This is a genomic window from Cupriavidus sp. MPR-AND1C (assembly GCF_058809705.1).
Genome location: NZ_JBXASU010000020.1, coordinates 69981 through 93530 on the forward strand (window position 1 = coordinate 69981; position 23550 = coordinate 93530).

Annotated in this window: 18 protein-coding genes and 3 pseudogenes; 7 read left to right on the forward strand and 14 right to left on the reverse strand. The window is 63.3% G+C overall.

Annotated elements, in window-relative coordinates; genetic code table 11:
* Window positions 1-20: 20 nt before the first annotated feature.
* From oxlT (AC1RWI_RS13865) to oxlT (AC1RWI_RS13880), 4 genes are all read right to left on the reverse strand, one after another.
* Complete coding sequence (oxlT, locus tag AC1RWI_RS13865) at window positions 21-1337, reverse strand: oxalate/formate MFS antiporter (RefSeq protein WP_043355736.1); 1317 nt, start codon at window positions 1335-1337, stop codon at window positions 21-23.
* A 658-nt stretch (window positions 1338-1995) separates the two neighbouring features.
* Window positions 1996-2217: a hypothetical protein gene (locus AC1RWI_RS13870; protein WP_492866986.1), complete on the reverse strand. Its 222-nt coding sequence runs from the start codon at window positions 2215-2217 to the stop codon at window positions 1996-1998.
* A gap of 138 nt (window positions 2218-2355) precedes the next feature.
* A complete protein-coding gene (locus AC1RWI_RS13875; protein ID WP_043355739.1) occupies window positions 2356-3267 on the reverse strand; it encodes a LysR family transcriptional regulator in 912 nt (303 codons plus the stop codon).
* Window positions 3268-3393: 126 nt separating this feature from the next.
* Window positions 3394-4734 (reverse strand): oxalate/formate MFS antiporter, encoded by a 1341-nt coding sequence (oxlT, locus tag AC1RWI_RS13880; RefSeq protein WP_043355741.1) that lies wholly within the window; start codon window positions 4732-4734, stop codon window positions 3394-3396.
* Window positions 4735-4945: 211 nt separating this feature from the next.
* On the opposite strand from oxlT (AC1RWI_RS13880), the gene AC1RWI_RS13885 reads away from it, so the two are divergent.
* The 3 genes from AC1RWI_RS13885 to AC1RWI_RS13895 all read left to right on the forward strand — a co-directional run bounded on the left by AC1RWI_RS13885 (window position 4946) and on the right by AC1RWI_RS13895 (window position 7013).
* A complete protein-coding gene (locus tag AC1RWI_RS13885) occupies window positions 4946-5887 on the forward strand; it encodes a LysR family transcriptional regulator (protein ID WP_043355742.1) in 942 nt (313 codons plus the stop codon).
* A 115-nt stretch (window positions 5888-6002) separates the two neighbouring features.
* A complete protein-coding gene (locus AC1RWI_RS13890; RefSeq protein ID WP_043355743.1) occupies window positions 6003-6314 on the forward strand; it encodes a hypothetical protein in 312 nt (103 codons plus the stop codon).
* 129 nt (window positions 6315-6443) lie between these two features.
* On the forward strand, window positions 6444-7013 hold the full coding sequence (locus AC1RWI_RS13895; RefSeq protein WP_492866989.1) for a cupin domain-containing protein: 570 nt from the start codon (window positions 6444-6446) through the stop codon (window positions 7011-7013).
* Window positions 7014-7089: 76 nt separating this feature from the next.
* Here the strand turns inward: AC1RWI_RS13895 and AC1RWI_RS13900 are convergent, their stop codons facing one another.
* The 4 genes from AC1RWI_RS13900 to AC1RWI_RS13915 all read right to left on the reverse strand — a co-directional run bounded on the left by AC1RWI_RS13900 (window position 7090) and on the right by AC1RWI_RS13915 (window position 13249).
* Window positions 7090-7863 (reverse strand): fumarylacetoacetate hydrolase family protein, encoded by a 774-nt coding sequence (locus tag AC1RWI_RS13900; RefSeq protein WP_043358268.1) that lies wholly within the window; start codon window positions 7861-7863, stop codon window positions 7090-7092.
* Window positions 7864-7981: 118 nt separating this feature from the next.
* Window positions 7982-10111 carry an acetate--CoA ligase family protein gene (locus AC1RWI_RS13905; protein ID WP_492866991.1) on the reverse strand — a complete coding sequence of 710 codons (2130 nt, stop codon included), beginning with the start codon at window positions 10109-10111 and terminating at the stop codon, window positions 7982-7984.
* A gap of 130 nt (window positions 10112-10241) precedes the next feature.
* A complete protein-coding gene (gene frc, locus AC1RWI_RS13910; RefSeq protein ID WP_043355749.1) occupies window positions 10242-11471 on the reverse strand; it encodes a formyl-CoA transferase in 1230 nt (409 codons plus the stop codon).
* Window positions 11472-11494: 23 nt separating this feature from the next.
* The gene (locus tag AC1RWI_RS13915; protein ID WP_492866993.1) at window positions 11495-13249 is read right to left on the reverse strand and encodes a thiamine pyrophosphate-binding protein; all 1755 of its coding nucleotides are present in this window, start codon (window positions 13247-13249) and stop codon (window positions 11495-11497) included.
* A 466-nt stretch (window positions 13250-13715) separates the two neighbouring features.
* Here AC1RWI_RS13915 and sucC point away from each other — a divergent pair, with 466 nt between their 5' ends.
* Window positions 13716-14948, forward strand: coding sequence for an ADP-forming succinate--CoA ligase subunit beta (gene sucC, locus AC1RWI_RS13920; protein WP_492866995.1), 1233 nt, complete (start codon window positions 13716-13718; stop codon window positions 14946-14948).
* A gap of 1 nt (window position 14949) precedes the next feature.
* Window positions 14950-15834, forward strand: a complete 885-nt coding sequence (gene sucD / locus AC1RWI_RS13925) for a succinate--CoA ligase subunit alpha (protein ID WP_043355751.1) — start codon at window positions 14950-14952, stop codon at window positions 15832-15834.
* 80 nt (window positions 15835-15914) lie between these two features.
* Here sucD and AC1RWI_RS13930 read toward each other — a convergent pair whose 3' ends face one another.
* Window positions 15915-16634 carry a GntR family transcriptional regulator gene (locus AC1RWI_RS13930; protein WP_183034614.1) on the reverse strand — a complete coding sequence of 240 codons (720 nt, stop codon included), beginning with the start codon at window positions 16632-16634 and terminating at the stop codon, window positions 15915-15917.
* Between the two features lie 228 nt (window positions 16635-16862).
* Complete coding sequence (locus AC1RWI_RS13935; protein ID WP_043355755.1) at window positions 16863-17837, reverse strand: 2-dehydropantoate 2-reductase; 975 nt, start codon at window positions 17835-17837, stop codon at window positions 16863-16865.
* A 371-nt stretch (window positions 17838-18208) separates the two neighbouring features.
* Here AC1RWI_RS13935 and AC1RWI_RS13940 point away from each other — a divergent pair, with 371 nt between their 5' ends.
* Window positions 18209-18901, forward strand: a complete 693-nt coding sequence (locus AC1RWI_RS13940; protein ID WP_043355756.1) for a GntR family transcriptional regulator — start codon at window positions 18209-18211, stop codon at window positions 18899-18901.
* A gap of 56 nt (window positions 18902-18957) precedes the next feature.
* Here AC1RWI_RS13940 and AC1RWI_RS13945 read toward each other — a convergent pair.
* From AC1RWI_RS13945 to AC1RWI_RS13960, 4 genes and pseudogenes are all read right to left on the reverse strand, one after another.
* A pseudogene (locus AC1RWI_RS13945) lies at window positions 18958-19837 on the reverse strand (EamA family transporter).
* A gap of 387 nt (window positions 19838-20224) precedes the next feature.
* The gene (locus AC1RWI_RS13950) at window positions 20225-20410 is read right to left on the reverse strand and encodes a hypothetical protein (RefSeq protein WP_043355757.1); all 186 of its coding nucleotides are present in this window, start codon (window positions 20408-20410) and stop codon (window positions 20225-20227) included.
* 813 nt (window positions 20411-21223) lie between these two features.
* A pseudogene (locus tag AC1RWI_RS13955) lies at window positions 21224-21409 on the reverse strand (IS5/IS1182 family transposase); the annotation flags it as partial.
* 385 nt (window positions 21410-21794) lie between these two features.
* The gene (locus AC1RWI_RS13960; RefSeq protein ID WP_492866998.1) at window positions 21795-23252 is read right to left on the reverse strand and encodes a patatin-like phospholipase family protein; all 1458 of its coding nucleotides are present in this window, start codon (window positions 23250-23252) and stop codon (window positions 21795-21797) included.
* A gap of 115 nt (window positions 23253-23367) precedes the next feature.
* Between AC1RWI_RS13960 and AC1RWI_RS13965 the strand changes: the two are divergent.
* Window positions 23368-23527, forward strand: a pseudogene (locus AC1RWI_RS13965) (integrase); the annotation flags it as partial.
* Window positions 23528-23550: the final 23 nt, after the last annotated feature.

Below are 23550 nucleotides of genomic sequence, written 5' to 3' on the forward strand. Positions count from 1 at the left end.
GACCCACGCCGGCAACCCCCTCAGGTCAGGTCCTCCGGCACCGCGCGATATCCCATCGGCGCGCTGGTGTTGGCATGCACATATTTCTTGGCGTGGGCTTCGCGCATTGGCTTGAGCACGAACAGGGCCAGGAAGGCGGACAGCGCCGCCATGCCCGAGGCAAGCATGAAGACCGCGTGCCAGTCGCCGGTGGCGGCGGTGATGACGCTGGAGAACGGCACCAGCAGCGCAGCCGTGCCCTTGGCGGTGTACAACAGGCCAGCATTGGTGGCGGCAAACCTGGGCCCGAAGGTGTCGCCGCAGGTTGCCGGGAACAGGCTGTAGATCTCCCCCCAGGCGAAGAACACGATACCGGTCAGCACCACGAAAGCGATGGGATCCTGCCCGTACTTAGCCAGCAGCAGAATGCCCACCGCCTCGATCGCAAAGGCCAGGAACATCGTGTTCTCACGGCCAATGTTGTCCGAGATCCAGCCAAAGAAGGGACGCGTCAGCCCATTGAGCACGCGGTCGATGGTGAGGGCGAAAGTCAGTGCGGGCAACGTCAGGCCGAGCAGCGAAACCGGCACGCCATCGAGGCCGAAATCCTTGGCGATCGGGCCCAGTTGGGCGGTCGCCATCAGGCCGCCGGCCGCCATCATCACGAACATCGCGTACATCACCCAGAAGATCGGCGAGGACAGGACCTGGCGCGGCGAGGCATTGTAGGCAGCCGTCTTGACCGCGGACGTGACCTGGTTCAGCACCTTGGCCGAAGGGGGATAGAGCGCCATGCCCAGGAAGAAGACAATCAGGCCCTGGCCCAGGCCGAACCACAGGAACGTGGCCTCGTAGCCGCTGGCCTTGATCATGTTGGCAATCGGCACCACGGTCAGCGCGGAGCCCGCGCCAAAGCCGGCGGCGGTGATGCCTGCCGCCAGCCCGCGCCGGTTGGGGAACCACTTCAACGCATTGCCCACGCAGGTGCCATACACCGCGCCCGCCCCCACCCCGCCCACGGCTGCCGCGAAATAAAGCATCGGCAGCGACGCGGCCACGGAGTTCAAGGCCCAGGCAATCGCACACAGCAGGCCGCCACCCACCACGACCGGACGCGGGCCGTACTTGTCCACGAGGTAGCCCTCGATCGGCACCAGCCAGGTTTCCGTAACAACGAAGATGGTGAACGCCACCTGGATCGCCGTGCGGCCCCAGTGGTACTTGTCATCGATCGGGTTGACGAACAGTGTCCAGCCGTATTGCATGTTGGCGATCATCGCCATGCAGATCACGCCAAATACGAGTTGAACCCAGGGTGAGGCAAAGCGTGACTCGGGCGCGTTTTGCTGATGCTCCATGGTGTCTCCTTATGGCGGGCGGGGCCGCCTTATGTGGAAAGGGCGTCTTCGGACACCTCTTTTGGGACGGCACCGCTTGTGCTGCATCCCAGATACTGCGGTCGTTTCAGTGCTATACAGTATGTGATATATCAATATAGTCAAGACGCTTTTAGCCCACTTGGCGGACCATGAAACTACCCGGAAATGGCGATGGCAATGCACCGGAAAGCGGCATGAAGGTTACTCGTGCGCCACGCGCATCAAAGTGGGCGAGCGGCGCAAGCCGGCTTGCTGAAGGATCAATGACTTAGGGGTTTTACGCCGCATCAATGGCGCGCGTGGACAAGCGGTTATGGGGCACGACAAGTTGGTGCGGGGACCTGGCCGGCGCGGCGCCGCAAAGACCATCCTCGGGAAAGTCCCTAGATAAAGTCAGGCAGACCGGCGCATCAATGTACTGAATGTCTGGCCCTTCAGGACAGAAGAGCGGAGGGAGCGAACAAGGAGCTTGCGATCCGCGCAACGGCGAAAAGGTGCCCTGGAAGGCTCTATGCAAGCGACCCCTGCAATCAAACCAAGGGAATCTGGCGGAGGAATCTGGCGGGACAAGGCCCCCGCTCCAGCGCAGCGGCAGCGATTGGCGGCCAGGTGGCCCGCCAATCGCACCACGCGAGCATCAGGCGCGGGCCAGTTTGGGTCGCGCGCTCACGCCGGACGGAGCCGGGCTGGCGCGGCCGATGCCGGCAGTTTCCTGCGAAGCGCCAAGGCCAGCAAAGCGTCCATGCTCCTGGGCGCGGGCCAGCACAGGGGTCGGCACGCGGGTAGCAATCAGGAAGGTAACGCCGACGCCGAGGGCAATCAGACCAAAGGCAAGACCGAGAAGAAGAGCGCTGTCCATCAGAAAACTCCGCTAGGGATGGTGAGTAGGAGTTTTCATTATATGCTGCGGCGCACTATGTGTAAATATCCTGTATGTAATATATCACAAGATTTTTGGCGCTAACGCAACAGCCTTTCGCAACACCCTTCCCCTGCCCTACCCTACGCGCGCCAGTAACGTCTGCTCATGTTCCATGCCTCGCAGCACATCCCAGACGGCAGCGGCATTGGGCTTGAGCGACCGGCTCTTGCGCCGTACCAGCATCACCGAGGACGTGACCTGTGGGCGCAATGGCCGCATGACGGCAGCCGGGCCCAGCCCGGCCACCTGGGCGCGCGATGGCACGATGCCGATGCCCAGCCCCAGCGCCACCATGCCGAAGATCGCAGCAAAGTGGCCAAGCACCTGCAGCGAGCCGGCGCGCACGTGATACACGCCAAAGGCCTGTTCCACGGCCGGCTGGATGCCCGAATATTGGTCGAGCATCAGCACGTTGGCATCGTTGAGGTCGCCCCACCCTACCGTCTCGCGCGTAGCCAGCGGATGCTGCGATGGCAGCACGGCATGGAACGGATCGACGCACAGGCCCTCGCAGTAGAGATCGTCCCCGGCCTGCGGGTTCGTGGCGATGCCGAAGTCCACCTCGCCGCTGCGCACGCACTGCAGCACGGCCTCATGCGAGCGGTCCTTCAGGCTGATGCCGATGCCCGGCCAGGCCGCACGGCAACCCGCGAGCCAGCCCGGCAGCGACATCGACGACAGCACCGGATCGGACGCGATCTGCACCGCGCCCTGGCACGGCCTGGCGGCGCCCTGGCTCTCGCGCAGCGTCTGCTCGACTTCCTCGATCAAGTGGCAGATGCGCTGCGACAGGTGCTCGCCGGCGTCGGTAAGCTCGACCTGGCGCGTGGTTCGGTCAAACAGCCGCTGGTCGATCTCGTCCTCCAGCTCGCGCACGCTGCGGCTGATGGCGGACTGCGTCAGCCCGAGCTCAGCCGCGGCGCGGGTAAAGCTCTTCTGTCGCGCGACAGCCGCGAAGGCCTTGAGCTGGGGAAGCGAAATATTCATGATCACCCCTCCTGTATGCACTGAGCATTGGGCGCGCAGAGCGCGCTTTGCCATGCCCCGCGCTGCGCATCGTGATAGACGCCGGGCCCGGATTCGCGTCACGCGAGTCCGGGCCCGGCTGGTGATTCAGTCGATCTTGCGGGCGGAGAGTCCCGCCAGGTACGCCGCGGGATCGGTCGCCGGTACCAGGGCCTCGGCATGCCCGGTGATAAACCGTCGTCGCATCGGGGCCAGCACGAACCTGGCGGACAAACCAGCCGCGATGGTCACGATCGCCGCCACCGTAAAGACGGCATCCCACCCGCCACGCGCCGACAGGATCGAGGCCAGTGGCACCAGCATCGCCGCCGTGCCCTTGGCCGTGTACAGCGTGCCGGCATTGGCCGCGGCGAACTTGCTGCCGAAGGTATCGGCGCACAGCGCGGGAAAGATCGAGAAAATCTCGCCCCAGAACAGAAACGTCAGCGCCGCGAACGTCATGAACAGATAAGGGTTATGCCCGAACTCCATCAGGCCGAGCAGCGACAGTCCCTCGCCAATGAAGATAAAGAACATGGTGTTCTCCCGACCGATGCGGTCCGAGATAAAGCCGCACAGCGGTCGCGTAAAGCCATTGCACAAGTTGTCGATCGACAGCGTCATGGTGAGCAGCGGCAGCGTGAACCCCAGCATCGTCACCGGCATCGACGCGAAGCCGAAGTCCCGTGCAATGGGACCCAGTTGCGCAGTGGCCATGATGCCGCCCGCCGCGACCGCCACGAACGAGGCGTAGATGACCCAGAAGACTGGCGTCTTCACCATCCGGCCCGGCGTGAACTCGATGGGATTGGTCAGCACCGCCTTGGCCGCCACGGCGCCCACAGGCGGACGCGGCTTGACCAGCAGCAAGGCCATCAGCAGGATGCAAGCGCCTTGCAGGATGCCGAAGGTGATAAAGGCTTGCTCGTACCCCGAGCGCTGGATCATGTTGGCAATAGGAATCACGGTCAGCGCCGAGCCAGCGCCGAAACCAGCGGCGGTCAGTCCGGCCGCCAGGCCGCGCTTGTCCGGAAACCACTTGAGCGCGTTGCCAACGCAGGTGCCATACACACCGCCGGCACCGATGCCTGCGATCACCGCCGCCAGGTAGAGCTGCGGCAGGCTGGTCGCGTGCGCATTGATGACCCAGGCCAGCCCCGCGCACACCGCGCCGCATGCCACTACCGGGCGCGGCCCGATCTTGTCGACCAACCAGCCTTCAAGCGGCACCAGCCAGGTCTCGGTCACGATGAAAATGGAAAAAGCTACCTGGATGGCCGACTCGCCCCAGTGGTGCTTGGCATTCATCGGGGTCACGAATAATGTCCAGCCATATTGCAGATTGGCTACCAGCCCCATGCAGACCACACCGATCGCCAGCTGGAACCAGCGGTTGTGAAGCCAGCTCGGACGGCTTGCGGCCATTGCCGCCGATTTGTCGTGCGCCATGTCGTGTCTCCTGCATAGTGCGTGCGCGCTCTGTGGCGCGACGGGTAGGCTTCTCCGGGAGGGGGAGCCCTTGGTCACTACTTGATTGAGCGCGCCTGACATTGCGGCACGTGCATCCGTGGACTGATGCTAGTTCAAACTAAGTTCGGCACGGCATAAAGTTTTTTATTATGATCATTCACGATCCTCTATACATGGGACGGACGAGTGCATGAAGAACGCCACGCTGCGCCAGTTGAAGGTTTTCGAGACGGTCGCCCGGCACCTGAGCTTCTCCCGCGCGGCGGAGGAGCTGCACCTGACGCAGCCCGCCGTCTCGACGCAGGTGCGCCAGCTCGAGGGCCATGTTGGCCTGCCGCTATTCGAGCAGCTTGGCAAGAAGATCTACCTGACCCCGGCCGGCGTCGAGATGCTGCACTACAGCCGCAGCATCATGCAGCAATTCCGCGAAGCGGAAGACGCGATGTCGCAGCTCAAGGGCATCTCCGGCGGACGGCTCAATGTGGCCGTGATCAGTGCCGGCGACTACTTCTTCCCACGGCTGCTCGCGGAATTCATGCAGCGCCATGACGGCGTGACGCTCAACCTCGCAGTGCACAATCGCGAGGAATTGCTGCACCAGCTCGCGGGCAATCTGACCGACCTGGCGGTAATGGTGCGCCCTCCCGAAGGCATGGACACCATCAGCGAATCCTTCGCGCCCCATCCTTACGTCATCGTTGCCGCGCCCAACCACCGGCTGGTGGGCGAGCGCAACATCCCGCTGGCAGCGCTGGCCGACGAAGCCTTCGTTGCGCGCGAGAAAGGCTCCGACACCTGGAACTCCATGCAGGAAGGCTTCGCCGGACGCTTGTCCAACCTGCGCATTGCCATGGAGATCAAGAGCACCGAGACCATCAAGCAGGCCGTCATCGCCAACATGGGCATCGCGTTCCTGTCGGCACACACCGTCGGGCTGGAACTGCAGACGGGCAATCTCGCCGTGCTCGATATCGAGGGCTTCCCGGTCATGCTCAACTGGTACGTGGTGCATCGCAAGAACAAGCGCCTGCCACCCGTGGCGCTGGCCTTCAAGCATTTCCTGAGGGAAGAAGGCGCCACCCTGATCCAGCGCATCACCGGCGTGGACAACCTGATAAAGCATAAACGATAGTTTATGGTTTATTAGTCTAACTTTAATTATCGTTAATTGATCGGAAAACCTATCCTCGTCTCAGGCCTAGTCTTTTCAGGCCCAACCTTTCACTGAGCGCCCGAGGAGTCCGATCATGAACCAGGTCCAGTTCGAAACCCGCACCAGTTCCCATGCCGACACCGCTGCCAGCGCACCGCGCGGGGTCGACGAATCGCAACTCGCCGCCTACAACGCCGCGTTCACCGAGCTTGGCCTGCGCTTTCGCTGGGACAGCGAGATGTACGCCTGGCTATGCGGCATCGAATGCGAGCACAGCCGCATCGCGCGCTACATCGAGCAGTATCACGCGCACCTGCTCAAGGCCTACGATGCCGGCTTCCTCAGCCGGCTGATCCTCGACAAGAAGGCCGACTACCTGCGTGCCAAGGCGCTCAAGGCCAACTGAGCAACGGCGCCTCCTTCCCCGGCGAGCCTGCCCCATGCACCAAAATCGCGCCGCAAGTGCGTCACCGCACATTTCAGGGATGCCAGGCTCGCTAATGTCTGCCTACCAATCAAAAACAAGGAGGCAGCCATGGGGTCACAGACGAATTTCGGCGCCGATGCGCCGGCCGGCACGCTCGCGCAACAGCGCGAAGGGGCTTTCGCCAGCACCGGCGATTTGCCGATGCAGAATTGCCCGATCGAACCCACCTGGATCCGCAGCGGGGCCCCGCAATCACGCGCCGCGCAGCATTCCCGTGCGATTGACGGCCTGGCGTCCACCAATGTGTGGGAGTGCACGGGTGGCACGTTCGAGTGGTACTACGACTGGGAGGAGACCGTGCTGATTCTGGAAGGCCAGGTCAGGGTAACCAGCGCCACCGGGCGCGTGCATGTGCTGCGGGCCGGCGACATCGGCTATTTCCCTGCCAACACGACCTGGCTCTGGGAGGTCGATGGCTATGTGCGCAAGGTAGCGTTCTGCCGCAAGCAGGTCCCGGTCACGTTGCGCTTCGCCACCCGCGTGCTGGCACGGCTGAACGTCACCAACCGCGCTGGCGAGGCCTGCGGTGCCGCCACGGCTGCCCTGCGCCGCGCGATGGCGCGGATTGGCCTGCGCGATACGTCCGCCCTCACCCTGCTGATGACGCTGCCGCTCTGACGCGGAACAGGGCGAGCGCCGGTGAGCACCGGCGCTTGCCTTGTTCCTTGCCGGATGCCAGCGCCCGGGCTATCGACTATCCGCGCATGTGGTTGACCAGCGATCCGATGCCCTCGATCGTGACCTCCACCACGGCGCCATCCTTCATTGAGCCAGCGCCGACCGACGTGCCGCAGGCAATCACATCGCCTGGCATCAGCGTGAGATCCTGCGAGATCAGGCTGACCTGCTGCTCGGGCGAGAAAATCAGGTCGGACAGCGGATAGTTCTGCCGCTGCGCGCCGTCCAGCCGCGTCACCACGCTGGCGGCGCGCCAGTCGAGCTCCGTGACGATCACCGGGCCCAGGCAGCCGAAGGTGTCGAAGCCCTTGGCACGGCACCACTGCGGGAAACTCGGATCCTGCGCGATCAGCTCGCCGGCGGTGACATCGTTGACCACGGTGTAGCCGAAGATATGCGCCGCGGCATCGTCCGGCGCCACGTTGCGGCATCGGCGGCCGATCACGATGCCCAGCTCGCCCTCGTAGACGACCTTGCCGCTGTAGCTGCGGGGCCGCAGGATGGCATCTCCCGGCCCCGCCAGCGAACTCGCCGGCTTGATCAGGAATAGCGGATGCGCCGGCACCGGTTTTTCCAGTTTGCGCGCCAGCGCATGAAAGTTGTTCCACAGCGCCACGATCTTGCCCGGCTCGCACGGGCTCAGCAGCCGCAGTCCCTCGCGCGGCAAGGTCGCGCCGGTGGGCTGCGGCCGCGCGTGGCCCGGTCCGTCGTACTCGATGACATGATCGCCCTCGATCCGGCCAAAGCCGACCTCGCCGTCACCGGTCTGGAAGCGAATCCACGTTTGCATCGCAAACTCCTTGGGCGAGAACGGCAAACTGCCCGTTTCCGCGCTTGTGCCGCATTGTCGAGAAACGGACCCGCGCCTGCGTACATGGCGGGCCCGGTTTTACCGCGTGGCGTTCAGGTCAGATCTTGCCTGCGCCGCGGGCCCACTTGTACTTGGCCCCCAGCACCGCGACCGGGATCTCGGTCGAGTACGCGTAGGACGGCACGCCGTGCTCGTACAGGTATTCGGCAGCCTCCTCCACCTGCACGTCGCCCGCCAGCGAAGCCACGATGGGCTTGTCGATGCCGCGTGCCGCCATCTCCTCCTTCACCTCCACCACCAGCTTGGCAAACACCATCGGCGGCGTGATGATAGTGTGCCAGTAGCCCAGGATGATGGCGTGGATACGCGGATCCTCCATGCCCAGCCGCAGGGTGTTCTTGTATGTGGTGGGCGGCTCGCCGCCGGTAATATCGACCGGATTGCCCGCCGCGCCAAAGGGCGGGATGAACTTGCGGAACGCCGCGTCGAGATCATCCGGCATGGTCATCAGCGACAGGTTGTTGTCCACGCAAGCATCCGACAGCAACACGCCCGAGCCGCCGGCGCCGGTGATGATCACCACGTTCTCACCCTTGGGCGTGGGCAGCTTGGGCATGCCGCGTGCGAACTCCAGCAGATCGCGCAGCGAGCGCGCGCGGATCACGCCGCACTGCTTGAACACGTCATCGTAGATCTTGTCGTTGCCGGCCAGCGCGCCCGTGTGCGAACTGGCGGCGCGTGCGCCCATGCTGGTGCGCCCGGCCTTGAGCACGACCACCGGCTTTTTCTTCGAGACCCGTTTCGCCGCTTCGGCAAAGGCGCGGCCGTCCTTCAGATCCTCGCAGTGCTGGGCGATGATCTCGGTGTTGTCGTCCTGCTCGAAGAACGTCAGCAGATCGTCTTCATCGATATCCGACTTGTTGCCCAGCCCGACGATGGCCGACACGCCCATCTTGGCCGAGCGCGAAAATCCGATGATGGCCATGCCGATGCCGCCGGACTGCGACGACAGCGCGGCCTTTCCCTTGACGTCATACGGCGTGCAGAAGGTCGCGCACAGGTTCTTGGGCGTGTAGTAGAAGCCGTAGATATTCGGCCCCATCAAGCGAATATCGTGCTTGCGCGCGATGGCGACGATCTCCTCCTGCCCGTCCACATTGCCCGTCTCGGCAAACCCGGAGGGAATCAGCACCGCACCCGGAATATGCTTCTTGCCCACCTCTTCCAGCGCCCCGGCCACCAGCTTGGCGGGAATGGCGAAGACCGCCACATCCACCTCGCCCGGCACATCGAGCACGCTCTTGTAGGCGCTCATGCCCATGATCTCGCCGCCCTTGGGGTGGATCGGGTAGATCTTGCCCTGGTAGCCGCCGTTGATCAGGTTCTTCATCACCGAGTTGCCGATCTTGCCGTCCTCGTTCGAGGCGCCGATCACGGCTACCGAATCGGGACGCATGATGCGGTTCATCTGTCGGACGATGTCCTCCTGGCTGGGGCGATAGCGCGCCGGCTGCGGCGCGAAATCCACCACGATGCGCACGTCCGCGGCGATGGCGCCGTCCTTGCTGGCAAACACCGGGTTGAGGTCAAGCTCCGAGATTTCCGGGAAATCGCTCACCAGCTCGGAGACCCGCTGGACCATGCCGGCCAGCGCCTCGCGATTGGCCGGATCGGCGCCGCGCACGCCCTTGAGCACATCGGCGGCGGCAATGCCATCGAGCATCGACAGCGCATCCTCCTGGCTGGCCGGAGCCATGCGGAATGTGATGTCTTTGAGCACTTCCACCAGCACGCCGCCGAGGCCAAAGGCCACCAGCTTGCCGAACGACGGATCGGTGACCGCGCCAATGATCACCTCCTGCCCGCCGGCAATCATCTGCTGCACCTGCACGCCGACGATGTTGGCCTTGGCGTCGTACTTCTTCGCGTTCTCGATGATGCTCAGGTAACCGCTCTCCACATCCGCCGCGTTCTTCAGGCCCACCAGTACCCCACCCGCCTCGGTCTTGTGCAGGATGTCGGGCGACACGATCTTGAGCACCACTGGGTAGCCCATCTTGTCCGCCAGCTCGACCGCACCGGTGGGTGACTTCGCCACGCCCTCGCCCGGCACCGAGATGCCATAGGCGTCGCACACCAGCTTGCCCTCGGGCGCCGTCAGTGCATTGCGGCCTTCTTCCTTCACGGCGGCGAGGATCTTGCGCACCGCGTCCTTGTTGTGTGCCATGTCAGGTCTCCATCTGTTCATGGATTGCATAGGGATGAGCCGGTCCGCGCCCTCGCGTGAAACGCGAGGGCGGGCGGCTCGTGAACTCAGTTCGGGAGGTGCTTGAAGTAATGCAGGGACGCCCGGGGCGTCAGACCGCCCCTGCGGCGCGCAAGGCTGCGATCTGCGAAGGCGTGCGCCCCAGCCAGTCGAGGATTTCCTCGGTATGCTCGCCCAGCAGCGGCGAGCGCTCCACCTCCACCGGCGACGCCGACAGGGTAATCGGGCATCCCAGCTGCACGTACTGGCCGCGCTCCGGGTGATCCAGCTCCACCAGGTAGCCGCGCTCGTACATCGACTTATCCTCGATCAGGTCTTTCATCGACAGGATCGGGCCGCATGGCACATCGACCTCGTTGAGCGCCTCCATCACCTCGAACTTGGTGCGCGTGCGCGTCCATTTCTCGATGATGGAGAAGCACTCTTCCAGGCATTTGAGGCGGGCTTCCGGCGTCGCGAACTGCGCATGCGTGATCAGGTCCTCCCTGCCGCACAGGCGCATCAGCGGCTCCCAGCCTTGCGGCTGGACGATCACGTAGACGTAGTCGTTGGCCCCGCCCGGGGCACAGCGCAGCGCGGCGCCGGGCTGGCCACCGCCCGACGCATTGCCGGCGCGCGGCACGAAATCGTCGAACGCCTGGCTGGGATACTCGCGCATCGGGCCGGCGGCCAGGCGCTGCTGGTCGCGCAGCTTGACCCGGCACAGGTTCAGCACCGAATCCTGCATCGCCACTTCCACCCGTTGGCCGCGCCCGGAATGCTCGCGATGCAGCAGCGCGGCAAGGATGCCCACCACGCAGTGGATGCCCGTGCCGGAGTCACCGATCTGCGCACCAGTGACGGTGGGTGGGCCCTCGCTGAAACCCGTGGTGCTGGCCGAGCCGCCCATGCACTGGGCTACGTTCTCATACGCCTTGCAATCCGCGTACGGTCCCGGGCCGAAGCCCTTGATCGATGCATAGATCAGGCGCGGGTTGAGCGTGCGCAGACGGTCCCAGTCGAAGCCGGCGCGGTCCAGCACGCCGGGGCCGAAGTTCTCCACCAGCACGTCGCAGCGCTGCACCAGATCCTCCAGCAGCGCTTTGCCTTCCGGCGTCTTCATATTGAGCGTCAGGCTGCGCTTGTTGGAGTTGAGCATCGTGAAGTAGAGGCTGTCGGCGTTGGGCACGTCGCGCAGCTGGCTGCGCGTGATGTCACCGCGCCCCGGCAATTCCACCTTGATCACATCGGCCCCCAGCCATGCCATCAGCTGGGTGGCCGAAGGGCCGGCCTGCACATGGGTCATGTCCAGGATCCGCACGCCTTCGAGAGCCTTGTTCATGGTCTTGTCTCCTCGCACCGGGGTTACTTGTACATGGTCTGGTTCTTGGTGCCCGGCGCGTACTCGCGCGGATCCACCCAGATATTGATCACGGCCGATTTGCGGGTACGCTGGACCGCCTCGCGCCCGCGCTGCAGCGCGCCGGCGATCTTGCCCGGGTCGCGCACTTCCTCGCCGTAGCCGCCGAGCATTTCGGCGAATTTGGAGAACGGCACGTCCGACAGCAGGTTGCCCACGTTGCCGCGCGCCTCGCCGTACTTGGCAAGCTGGCCGTAGCGGATCTGGTTCATTGCCGAGTTGTTGCCGATCACCGCCAGGTAGGGCACGCCGAAACGGTTGGCGGTTTCCATGTCGAAGGCCGTCATGCCGAAGGAGCCGTCACCGTAGTAACAGAGGATCTCCTTGTTCGGGTTGGCAAGGCCGGCGGCGATGGCAAAGCCGGTGCCGACGCCCAGCGAGCCCAGCGCGCCCGGGTCCATCCACTGGCCGGGACGGCGCGGACGCACCGCCTGCGCGGAGATGGTCACCACGTCACCGCCGTCGCCGATGTACACGGTGTCCTCCGAGAGGAACTCGTTGAGTTCATACGCCACGCGGTACGGATGGATCGGCGTGTTTTCCGAGCGGAACAGCGGCATCAGCTTCTCGGCCGCCACGGCCTCGGCTTCGGTCAACTGGCCCATCCATTTCTGGCGTGCCTGGCGCTTGTCGTTCTTGATGCGCCCGCTGGCAGCCTGCAGCACAGCGCCGAGGATGGCTCCGGGGTCGCCCACCAGGCCAAGATCGATCTCACGGTTCTTGCCGACCGTGCGGTAGTCCATGTCGATCTGCACCAGCGTCAGCTCCTTGCTGATGCGCTTGCCGTAGCCCATGCGGAAGTCGAACGGCGTGCCCACGATGATCAGCACGTCAGCGTTGGCGAAAGCCTGCGTACGGGTGCGGTCGAAGTGATGCGGATCGCCTGGCGGCAGCAGGCCGCGGCTGGCGCCGTTGAAATAGCCGGGAATATCCAGGCCCTTGAGCAGCGCGATGGCCTCTTCATGACCGCGCGCGGTCCAGACCTGCTGGCCGTAGAGGATGGCCGGGCGCTCGGCATTGACCAGGATGTCGGCCAGGCGCTCGATACCCCTCGGGTCGCCGATGGATCGGGTGGAGGCGCGATAGTGGCCGGGGCGCGGAATCACCGCACGCGATACATCGACTTCGCGGTCGAGCACGTCACGCGGGATTTCCAGGTAGGCCGGGCCGGGCGCACCGTTGAAGCACTCTCGCGCCGCCATAGAGATCATGTCCGCCACCCGCTCGGTGCTGGGGATGGTGGCGGCAAACTTGGTGATGGCCGACATCATGTCCACGTGTGGCAGGTCTTGCAGCGAGCCCATCTTGTGCTGCGACAGCGCGCCTTGTCCGCCAATATGGATGATCGGGCTCTCCGAGCGGAAAGCCGTCGCCACCCCGGTCACGGCATTGGTGCAGCCCGGGCCGGCGGTGGTCACCACACAGCCCAGCTTGCCGGTCTGGCGGGCATAGCCGTCCGCCGCGTGCGCGGCAACCTGCTCATGGCGCACATCGATGATGCGGATGCCCTCGTCCACGCAGCCGTCGTAGATATCGATGATGTGGCCGCCACACAGCGTGAAGATGGTATCGACGCCTTCGTTCTTCAGGGCCCGCGCTACCAGGTGGCCGCCGGAAATCACACCGGCATCGCGGGTTTTCTGCTTCAGGGTGTCTTCGGCCGTGGTGGATTCAGGCCGCGTGGGTGCGACTGCAGACATGTCTTGGTCTCCTCGTTGACTGGGTTGCGACAGGCTGTGACCCGGACCTGGTCCGTTGTCACGACATCCTTTCGCCCTTTGCCGCTTGGCTGCCTGGCCGATGCCTGCCCTGCTTGTCACCTGGCCCTGCGACGCTATCGATCCTTTTCTCCGGATCTTGATGACATACGGTATGTGATATATCAACGAAGCTCAAGGAAAATTTCGGTCTTGAGGGAAGTGTTTCGACGACGCGATGCAGCAATTAAGCCAAAAAATGATGATGAATAAGCGAAATTGCTGAGTTCGTGCGCATTCATTCCGATTCCTCACAGGTTGAATCCGCTCACCGCCTCACACCGCCCCTTCAGGTGAAAATGGCCTTGTTTATCTTTGATATATTACATACAATATTTCACTGTGCGTCTTGCTGGACCATCCGGTTCCGCGGCTCGCCGGCACGCGCACTATCGAGAGCGAGGAGACTGTGAACATTCACGAATATCAGGCCAAGGAATTGCTCAGGCGCTTCGACGTCGCCGTACCACGCGGCGCGGTCGCCTTTACCCCCGAGGAAGCCGCCAGCGCGGCGCGCAAGATCGGCGGATCAACATGGGTGGTGAAGTCCCAGATCCATGCCGGTGGCCGCGGTGCCGGCCGCTTTGCCGGCGACCCCGACGGCGAGGGCGGCGTACGCGTGGTGAAGTCCGTCGACGCGGTGCGTGCGCAAGCCGAGCAGATGCTAGGCAAAGTGCTCGTCACCAAGCAGACCGGAGAGGCCGGGCGCGAGGTAAAGCGCCTATATGTGGAGGAAGGCTGCGAAATTGCCCGCGAGCTATACCTGGGCATGCTGATCGACCGCGCCACCTCCCGCATCACGCTGATGGCCTCGACCGAAGGCGGCATGGAGATCGAGGAAGTGGCCGCCCGCACGCCGGAGAAGATCCTGAAGGTTGCAATCGACCCGGCCAGCGGCATCCAGCCCTTCCATGCGCGCCGCCTGGCCTTTGGGCTGGGGCTCACCGGCAAGCAGGTAAGCGCGGCTTCGCGCTTCATCTTGTCCGCCTATCGCGCCTTTGCCGAACTGGACGCCTCGGTCGTGGAAATCAACCCGCTGGTCGTCACGCGCGCGGGCGACGTGATCGCGCTCGACGCCAAGTTCAATTTTGACGACAACGCGCTGTACCGCCATCCGGATATCGAATCCCTGCGCGACGAAACCGAGGAAGATCCCGCCGAGGCGGCAGCCGGACGCCACGGGCTGAACTACGTCAAGCTCGACGGCAGCATCGGCTGCATGGTCAACGGTGCCGGGCTGGCAATGGCCACCATGGACATCATCAAGCTCTATGGCGGCGAGCCGGCCAACTTCCTCGACGTGGGTGGCGGCGCCACCAAGGAGCGCGTGACGGCGGCCTTCCGCCTGATCCTGGACGACCCCAAGGTCAACGGCATCCTGGTGAACATCTTCGGCGGCATCATGCGCTGCGACGTGATCGCCGAAGGCGTGGTGGCCGCCGCGCGCGAGATCGACCTCACGGTGCCGCTGGTGGTCCGGCTAGAAGGCACCAACGTGGAACTCGGCAAGGCCATCCTGCGCGACTCGGGCCTGCCGATCCTGTCGGCCGATCATCTTGCCGACGCTGCCGAAAAAGTGGTCAAGGAGGTAAAGGCGATAAAGGCCGCGCAAGGTCACGTTCAAATACAGGGAGAGCATTGACATGGCCGTACTGATCCATCACGACACCAAGGTGATCTGCCAGGGCTTTACCGGCGTGCAAGGCACCTTTCACTCCGAGCAAGCGGTGGCCTATGGCACATGCATGGTCGGCGGGGTGACGCCCGGCAAGGGTGGCGAGACGCACCTGGGGCTGCCGGTGTTCGACACCGTGGCCGCAGCGGTAGCGCGCACCGGCGCCGACGCTTCGGTCATCTATGTGCCGCCACCCTTCGCCGCCGACGCCATCCTGGAAGCCGTGGACGCCGGTATCGGCCTGATCGTGTGCATTACCGAGGGCATCCCGGTGATCGACATGGTGCGGGTCAAGCGCGCGCTCTATGGTTCGGGCAGCCGCCTGGTCGGGCCCAACTGCCCGGGCGTGATCACGCCGGGCCAGTGCAAGATCGGCATCATGCCAGGCCATATCCACCGCCCCGGCAAGATCGGCGTGGTGTCCCGCTCCGGCACCCTCACCTACGAGGCCGTGGCGCAAACCACCGCCGCGGGACTCGGGCAAAGCACCTGCATCGGCATTGGCGGCGATCCCGTCAATGGCACCAGCTTCATCGATTGCCTGGACATGTTCCTGGCCGATGACGACACCGAAGGCATCATCATGATCGGCGAGATCGGCGGCTCGGCGGAAGAAGAAGCGGCTCAGTTCCTGCAGGACGCGCGCAGCGGCGGGCGCGTCAAGCCCGTGGTGGGCTTTATTGCCGGCACGACGGCCCCGCCAGGACGGCGCATGGGACATGCTGGCGCGATCATCTCGGGTGGCATGGGTACAGCCGAGGCCAAGATCGACGCCATGCGCGCTGCCGGGATCCGCATCGCGCGCTCGCCGGCAGAACTGGGCAAGACGATGGTGGAGGCGATGGGAGCGTAGCGGGTGGCTGCCTGATAAAGAACGGCGGACTATGTCCACCGTTCTTTATTGCCCGAGGCAGCCGCCTCGCGTTTCAGCCTTCAATCCAGGAAGTCGCAGTTCTTCTCGACATAATCCGCCAGATCCAGCGAATGCTGGCGCACCAGCTTCTCGGCCAGTTCGGTGTCGCGCTTTTCCAGCGCCTCGATGATGCGCAGGTGATCGACGATGGAACGCGAAGCGCGATCGCTTTGCGAGATCGTCATCTTCCGGATGGCGCGCACATGGATAAAGATGTTCTTGATCGAATCCATGATGATCTGCGACTTCGACAACTGCACGATCGCCTGGTGGAAGGCGATGTTCGCGTCGGAGTATTCCTCGATATGCTCGGCTGGCGTGGCATCGCGGAAACTGTCGAACATATGGCGCAGTTGCGCAATCTCCTGGTCGCTGGCGTTCAGCGTGGCCAGGCGCGCGGCCATGCTCTCGAGCGCGGCCCATACCTGGATCATCTCGACGATTTCGCGCTTGGTCTTGCGCATGATGTAGATGCCGCGGCGCGGCACCGTGCGCAGGAACCCTTCCTGCTCCAGCAGCGTCATGGCCTCGCGGATCGGGGTGCGGCTCACGCCCAGCGCCTCGCTCAGGACTCGCTCGTCCAGCCGGATTTCCTCGGTCGACTGATAGATGTCGGCGTCGGCAATGGCCTGGCGCAGCATGGCGTACGCCTGGTCGCGCAGGCTGGCCCCGGCGTTGATGGGTTGGAGGGACAGGGTCAGTGCAGCAGGCTGGACCGCGGATTGAGTTTGCGCAGACATGAATGGGCTCTTGTTGAAACCAGCACCGCGGCGGACGGGACAGTCGCCTGCGGCTTCCCGCTTAGCTTACCAAAAGCAGCCATTGCATGAGCTGAATGCATAGGAAAATGCACAATTGATATAAATCGGCTGCCAGGGCGGCGGTTTTTCGTATATGGTATATCACATGGTGCGCCGCCGAAACCGGCCGGCGCCACCATTTCGTCCCGGCCGGCCCGGCACCCGCGCTCAAGCCGCCCGCGCCATCCGTTCACGCTGCTTGATCAGGCCCAGCACCGCGTCCACCATCGGCGTGGGCTGCTCCACCAATCGGCCCATTTCCTGCACCACTGTCAGCAGGGGGTCGATCTCCATGGCCCGCCCTGCCTCCAGGTCCTGCAGCATCGATGTCTTGTGTGCCCCGACCGCACCGGCACCGTCGATGCGGCGCTCCACATCGACCCGGAACCGCACGCCAAATCGTTCCGCAATCGCTTGCGCTTCCAGCATCATTGCGCGCGATAGTCCACGGGTGGCCGGATCGGCGGTGATGATATCCAGCGTGGCATGCGTGAGCGCGCTGATCGGGTTGAAGCACAGGTTGCCCCACAGCTTGAGCCAGATCTCGTCGCGGATATTGTCGCGGATGGGCGCTTCCAGTCCGCCGGCTACCATCATTTCGCTCAGGTGGCTCACCCGCGCCGACTTGCTGCCGTCGGGTTCGCCCAGCGGGAACTTCTTGCCGTAGACATGGCGGATCACGCCGGGCGCGGCGATCTCGGCGGCGGGATAGAGCACGCAGCCGATCGCCCGCTCCGGGCCCAGGCCGCGCCACTGGCGCCCGCCCGGGTCGACGCTTTCCAGCCTGGTGCCCGCGAGCGGGCCGCCGTGCTGATGGAAATACCAATAAGGGATGCCGTTGACACCCGTCACCACCGCCGTCCTGGGCCCAAGCAACGGCTGCATCAGGTCCACCACGCCCGGCACGGAATGCGCTTTCAGGGTGATGAAGACATAGTCCTGCGGCCCCAGCGTGGCCGGGTCGTCTGTGCAATTGACCTTGGCCACCCTCTCCTCGCCCTCGCTCAGCAGCCGCAGGCCGTTGGCGCGCATGGCGGCAAGATGGGGGCCACGTGCGACCAGGCTGACCTCGGCGCCCGCCAATGCCAGCTGGACGCCGAGATAGCCGCCGATTGCACCGGCGCCATAGATACACACTTTCATGATGTCGTCTCCCGGTGGTTTTATGGGTGTACGTTTTGATATATCACATACTATATTCCACAAAGACCGAACACAACCTCAATCTGCCACCGCCATGGACCTTCCTCACGCCCAAGTCTGCACACACCGATCGCAAAATGGCACGTCAGGCACTTTTATCATCCGTGTTACGAACTCCCCGAGCACTAATGCCGAGCGGAACCGGATGCCCGGCAGGCGGCGGACGCCACCTCGATTGCCGCCCGCGCTGCCGGTGACCGACATAGCGCAAGCGTGATGTTGCCGAGCCTGGAGCGGGTATCATGTGCGACGCAGGTCAACGCACAACAATGCAAAACAACGAACAATCACCACGGGATCCCACCCGCCTAATGAATTCCGCAGATCCAGCCGGCGCGGCCGGCGCCGGCCCCGACGCCTCGCTGCCCCGTGCTGAGCGGGCCTACCAGCACCTGCGCAATGCGATCCAGGCCGGACAGCTGCCGTCCGGTACCCGCCTGCGCGAAGTGGAGCTAGCCGCCTCGCTGGGGCTGTCGCGCACGCCGGTGCGCGAAGCGCTGTCGCGGCTGGAGTCAGAAGGCCTGGTCGTCAACGAGCCCAACCGGGGCATGATGGTGACCCAGCTCGACGCCAGCATGGTGAGCGAGCTCTATGTCATGCGCGAGGTGCTGGAAGGCACCGCCGCCGCGCTCGCTGCGCGCCACGCTACCGATGTGGAAATCTCGCTGCTGCGCGACATCGTCCAGCGTGACCTGGCTATAACCGACCAGCCCGACAAGCTCGCCGCCAACAACCGGCTCTTCCACGAAACGCTGCACCGCTGCGCGCACAATCGCTACCTGCTCAAGACCTTGCGCTCGCTGCACGAGTCGATGGCGCTGCTGGGACGCACCACGCTGGCGCTGCCGGGACGCGCCCGGGTCTCCTACGAAGAGCACATTGCACTAGTGGAAGCCCTGGAGCAACGCGACCCCGCCCTAGCCGAGCAAATCACGCGCCGGCACATCCAGCAGGCGTACAAGGCGCGGCTATCGATGTGGATCGAGGAACAATCCGAGCCCTGAATCCCGAGCACTGAATCCCGAGTCCTGAGTTCTGGCATGCGGGCGGCCATCTTCACTCAGGTCGCCGCAATCGCCCGCGCCCCGCGCCACGTCCCCAGGCTAAGCACCGCCAGCGCCCCCAGGATCAACGCTACCGCACCAAACGTCTGCGGCGCGATCTGCCTCGCTGCCCAGCCACGCACCCACTGCCAGCGCCACTGGCGGGTTCACGTAGACATAGCTTGACGAAACCGTCGGCGAGACGTTTGCCACCAGGTACATATAGGCGGAAAACGCCACCAGCGACCCAGCCACCACCAGGTAGGCCCACGCCCACAACGCCTGGCTGCTGACCGTGCGCGGCCAGGGCTCGCCGAACGCAACGGACAGGACCAGCAAGATCGCCCCGCCCAGCAACATCTCCGCGGCAAACGCCGCCGCGCCCTGCGGCAAATCCAGGCGCCTGGCGATCTGCGAGCCGAACGACCAACTGCCGATAGCCACCAGCAAAGCCATCACGCCCGTGGCACTCGCGCGAAACTCCGCGCCGCCGGTCAGCACCAGGATGCCCGCGCTGCCCAGCGCAATGGCCAGCACTTCGTACCAGCGCGGCCGCGCACCGAAGCAAATCCCCCAGAACAGGCCAAAAATCGGCATCGCACCAATCATCACGGTAGTCGCCCCGGACGAGATGGTCTGCTCCGCCACCGCCGTCAGCCCCATCCCGCCGACCAGCAGGAAACCAGCCAGCACGGCGCAATTGCGCAGCTGGCGCAAGCTCGGCATGGCGGCGCCGCGATAGCGCAGCCATAGCGCCAGCAACAAACCCGCGCAGAGAAAACGCGAGCCCATCATCAGGAACGGCGCAAAGCTCTCCAGGGTGAAACGGATGGCAAGATAGGTCGTGCCCCAGACCAAGTAGGTAATCAGCAGGCAGAGCAGCAAGCGGAGCGAGATGGTGGGCACGGGAAGACCGGGAGAAGGCACAGGGGGCCTTCAAGATAGCGCGATCCGGTGCGCCCGCAAAAGGAAAATGACTCGCAAGGCTTGTGAGGCGATCTCACAAAGGTGCGCAGCGGAGCTGGCACCAATAAAAAAACCGGCCAAAAGGCGCTGCGCTCCTCGGAGCGACGCGTTGGCCGGTTTTGCCGCGCGAAAGAGATCCGCGCCGGTTTGACATGGTATCGGCTGTCCCTCGCCAGGACAGATGCGTTAGCGCATCGCCGCGACGAGCAGCATCAAAGCCGTCAAACCAAAACTACATACATCAACAACAAACAACAGTTAACTACAACGCACTACGGCAGCATTCACTCTTGATTCTTGATGTCGGTGCTCGGGCGATCAGCCGTTCGCGAAAACGATCTTTGCCTTGCGTGCCTGGTTCTGCAGGCGGCCCAGCACGGATTGCATGGTGGCGATGGCGCTCTTCACGTCGTCGACGAAGGCCGGGCTGCGGGGACCAAGTTCGCGTTCGATCAGTTCGCGTTCGAGTTGGTCGGTCATCTTGATGTCGGATTGGGTGTTCATGGCTTTCTTTCTCTCAGTGATAACCCTCATCGGGTTTTCCCTAATTGTAGCAAAAGAAATGACGCACAGCAGCATTAGGTGATAGTACGTACGGGCACCACGGCGGATGCCGAGTGGGAAGTACATCCATTCCTGGCCGATTGCACGCTTTTTGGTTGCCACAAAATACGGACACCTATTGGTTGCAACTGCCAATATTATTATTTATTAAGCACTTATTGCCATCTATTGCGATTTATTAAGCTCTTCTTGCATTCATGGAGCCAGAGGATTTTTGGCTGAGAAAATACGTAGCTTATTTGCGACGGCGCTATAAGTGAGCACCGCCCTGTCTCGCCTGAGTGTCGCAATAATCTCTTGGATGCGGATCCGTATGAGCTCGATCCGCTCAGCCTTCATCTCGCTCTGATAACGTTTGTGTGCCGCAGCTGCGGTAGCCCACAGCCCGGGATATCGATATCGCAGATAGCCTTGCGTGACACCGAGGGACGCGGCGACAGCCAGGCCAGACTGAGGACTGCTCAGGATGGAGCCACACTCCGCTTGAAGAGCACAGATCTGTCATGTAGGCCAGGTACAGCTCGCAGCACATCGCCCGCCTTTTTCGGCATACCGACGCGGTTTGGCCAAGCAGCCGCAGGGGCTGGCGCTCCTTGAAAAATGCTGGAAATCGAGATGCCCAGTTCGGACCCCATGGCGACAAGTAACCCCAAACTCGGGCCTCGGTACTGTGTTGGCTCGAAAATCTCGCCTCTCAAGGGCTTTGTTGCATAAATCGAGTCTGAAAACATGAGTTCCCACGTGCTGCAAAACTCAGGCGATGCGGACGGACTGCGGGCGTGCAAGCTCCACCATGCGGTTGAGCACGCCTGCACGGATGGCCACCTCAGTGGCCTGAGCACCGATTTCGCGTGCCCATAGACTGTGTCCCGTCAGTGTCTTGAGGTAGTGCATCAGGGTCTCGGCCAGCGAGCGCCGGTGATTGCCGCCAGTGGCTTTTCATTCGCATCGTCCCGGAAAAAATCCGAGACACTACGCCGCTTCGTCAAAAGACTGACTAACAGGGTCAGCGTTCCAGCCGTTGCGCGTAAACGTCAGGCGTGCTTACGGATTTGCGCAACAACGCCGTGTGCTGCAGGAACCCGGAATTGGCCGGACTGGCGTGAAATCCCGTGACGCTGAGCTAGGACCTGACGGTCGAGCCTGCCTGACTGCCGCCAGCGTCGGCAACCGGCTTCTGCCGTTCGCATTCTGGCTCAGTCTGTCATTCAAGTGGCCGTTGCGCTCAAAAGAGTTGAGGTGAGCCGTGTGGAGCTTGCGTCCGCCAGAGCGCTGCGGCCGAGCAACAAGAACGCCGGCCTCACCCCCGCCGCGTGCCGCGAGACTATCGCGCCACGGTCGATTTCCGCTGGAACTCGCGGATCACCGGGTTGCCAAGGATGGCATCCCTTCCCGCTTCAATCAGGCGATCGACGTCCCTCTCGGGCAGACGAAGTCGGGTCGGCACATCGTTCAGACTTGCAGCACGCTCCTTGTCGAGGGCATCAAACGAGATCCGCGTCACGAAGAATTCGACGTCTTCGCATCGCCAGCCTGGGTGTTGTGCAGCGATCTCCTGCTGCCGAGAATGCGGCATCCCACACCGATACGCCACGAGGTCGTCTCGCCACTGCTGCATCATGGGAACGAAGGCGTCATAGCTCATTCGAACGTTGGTCGCCATTGCCGCGTCGATGGCCGCGCTTGCGACTTCGATTCCCGATGGGCCGGCTTGGCTTTGGTTCCAATCGCCGCGCGGGCCCTGACCCGCGTCAACAACGATAAAAAGTTGCCGCCGCACATTGATCGCATCTTTTTCGCTCATGGGACCGTAAGCCGTGCCCAGCAGCAGTCGTGATTGGAAAATCGTAGCCAGGCCGTAGTTGTCTGTCACCCCGCCATCGACCAGCTTGATGTACTTTCCCTTCGAAATATCCCGGTGACCGCGAACGGCGTTTGCCAACGCGCCAAACAGCAGCGATTGCCCAGGCGCCTGGGCGTAGTCAAGGTTCGGCAGCGGTGCACTACAAGCCTCGGGATGCTTTTGAAGGACGATCGGTGCAAAAAAGAGCGGGACCGCCATGGATGCTGCGACAGCCTCGGAAACGGGAAAGCTCGCGAGATCACTGCATAGCGCATCGAATGCCAACTGGTTGAACGGAAACGCGACCCGGTAGTAGACGTTCGTGGCGTTGATCCAAACGATTGGCTTGCCGCGCCGGAACATGTCGGCGTACGTCGCGCCCTTGAACACGTCTTCGTCGAGCCATGTCCGGAGATCTTCCCGATCGTTGAGCCCACCCGCGAAGAGACGCGCAAGGTTAAGCGGATTCAGGAGACTGAAGCGAAGTCCCGCTTCTCCGTCTTTCAAGAGCACTGATCGAAAGTTCGCCAGGCTGGCCTTGCCGTGCAGACCGTAGTACGCAGCGGTGATGGAGCCTCCGGACACGCTGCTAATCAATGCGACGTCGTCGAGCAGTGACGCGCCGCCAGGACCTCTCACGGCGTCGAGCCCCTGCAGCGCTCCAAAGGCGAAGGCTGCGGCTCGCGTGCCGCCGCCAGAGAACGACATGGCGACGGTTGTCTGGCCGGCGACATCGGTGGGTTCGCGCAGGGCCGTGGAAGCGCTACCAGCAGCCGCGGCCTGAGGCAGGTTGCGCGGAACATTGTGAGGAAGCGACCCGCAGGCACTAAGTCCCGCAAGTAGAAGCAGCATCAGAATGAGGTCTGCCCTGCCGCAGGCTATACGCCAACGCAGGCTACTCTTGCGGCGAAGAGCATGATCATGTCGAAATTTCCACATTTGGATTTCCACATTTGGACTAGGTCAGGAACGTGTCGGCGTGGTGGCGGCCCACAGGAAGAAAAGTTCGGGTTTTGCTGCCGCGCAAACGCACAATTGCTCCGCGGGCTCCCGCGTGACGTGGAACAACGGCAAGCTGACCGGACAAAAGCCGCCATTGAAACTCCAGGAAATCTGGGCGATTTTAACCAAGCTACAGATGTCTGCGAACATCCGTGAGCTGGCAATGTTCTTATGATTGATAGCAAACTTCGTTATGTGACCTGACTCAGTTGCTGGCGCATTTGCACAAGGCAGT

Coding starts and splice junctions, on each gene's coding strand:
- oxlT (WP_043355736.1), bottom strand. CDS start 1,337: ATGGAGCATCAGCAAAACGCGCCCGAGTCACGCTTTGCCTCACCCTGG.
- AC1RWI_RS13870 (WP_492866986.1), bottom strand. CDS start 2,217: ATGGACAGCGCTCTTCTTCTCGGTCTTGCCTTTGGTCTGATTGCCCTC.
- AC1RWI_RS13875 (WP_043355739.1), bottom strand. CDS start 3,267: ATGAATATTTCGCTTCCCCAGCTCAAGGCCTTCGCGGCTGTCGCGCGA.
- oxlT (WP_043355741.1), bottom strand. CDS start 4,734: ATGGCGCACGACAAATCGGCGGCAATGGCCGCAAGCCGTCCGAGCTGG.
- AC1RWI_RS13885 (WP_043355742.1), top strand. CDS start 4,946: ATGAAGAACGCCACGCTGCGCCAGTTGAAGGTTTTCGAGACGGTCGCC.
- AC1RWI_RS13890 (WP_043355743.1), top strand. CDS start 6,003: ATGAACCAGGTCCAGTTCGAAACCCGCACCAGTTCCCATGCCGACACC.
- AC1RWI_RS13895 (WP_492866989.1), top strand. CDS start 6,444: ATGGGGTCACAGACGAATTTCGGCGCCGATGCGCCGGCCGGCACGCTC.
- AC1RWI_RS13900 (WP_043358268.1), bottom strand. CDS start 7,863: ATGCAAACGTGGATTCGCTTCCAGACCGGTGACGGCGAGGTCGGCTTT.
- AC1RWI_RS13905 (WP_492866991.1), bottom strand. CDS start 10,111: ATGGCACACAACAAGGACGCGGTGCGCAAGATCCTCGCCGCCGTGAAG.
- frc (WP_043355749.1), bottom strand. CDS start 11,471: ATGAACAAGGCTCTCGAAGGCGTGCGGATCCTGGACATGACCCATGTG.
- AC1RWI_RS13915 (WP_492866993.1), bottom strand. CDS start 13,249: ATGTCTGCAGTCGCACCCACGCGGCCTGAATCCACCACGGCCGAAGAC.
- sucD (WP_043355751.1), top strand. CDS start 14,950: ATGGCCGTACTGATCCATCACGACACCAAGGTGATCTGCCAGGGCTTT.
- AC1RWI_RS13930 (WP_183034614.1), bottom strand. CDS start 16,634: ATGTCTGCGCAAACTCAATCCGCGGTCCAGCCTGCTGCACTGACCCTG.
- AC1RWI_RS13935 (WP_043355755.1), bottom strand. CDS start 17,837: ATGAAAGTGTGTATCTATGGCGCCGGTGCAATCGGCGGCTATCTCGGC.
- AC1RWI_RS13940 (WP_043355756.1), top strand. CDS start 18,209: ATGAATTCCGCAGATCCAGCCGGCGCGGCCGGCGCCGGCCCCGACGCC.
- AC1RWI_RS13950 (WP_043355757.1), bottom strand. CDS start 20,410: ATGAACACCCAATCCGACATCAAGATGACCGACCAACTCGAACGCGAA.
- AC1RWI_RS13960 (WP_492866998.1), bottom strand. CDS start 23,252: ATGTGGAAATTTCGACATGATCATGCTCTTCGCCGCAAGAGTAGCCTG.